The organism is Nostoc sp. UCD121 (assembly GCF_014222285.1).
Lineage (GTDB): Bacteria > Cyanobacteriota > Cyanobacteriia > Cyanobacteriales > Nostocaceae > Nostoc.
Genome location: NZ_JACKZS010000534.1, coordinates 1 through 431 on the forward strand (window position 1 = coordinate 1; position 431 = coordinate 431).

The following is a 431-nucleotide window of genomic DNA, read 5'->3' on the forward strand; positions in this document are numbered from 1 at the left end:
GCCCAAGTTGCAATCACACGACCTTCAGAGTCAATGATTGATTGGTTGAAGTTGAAACCGTTCAAGTTGAACGCCATTGTGCTTACACCCAAGGCGGTGAACCAGATGCCGATTACAGGCCATGCTGCGAGGAAGAAGTGCAGTGAACGGCTGTTGTTGAAAGAAGCGTATTGGAAGATTAGACGACCGAAGTAGCCGTGAGCTGCAACGATGTTGTAGGTTTCTTCTTCTTGACCGAATTTGTAACCGTAGTTTTGTGATTCGGTTTCGGTTGTTTCACGAACCAATGAAGATGTAACCAAAGAACCGTGCATTGCAGAGAACAAGCTTCCGCCGAATACACCAGCTACACCTAGTTGGTGGAAGGGGTGCATCAAGATGTTGTGTTCTGCTTGGAACACGATCATGAAGTTGAATGTTCCTGAGATACC

The 431-nt window shown here is 46.6% G+C and carries 1 pseudogene; it reads right to left on the reverse strand.

The features are described from left to right. Positions 1-431: pseudogene (locus tag GNF10_RS37355) on the reverse strand (photosystem II q(b) protein); the annotation flags it as partial.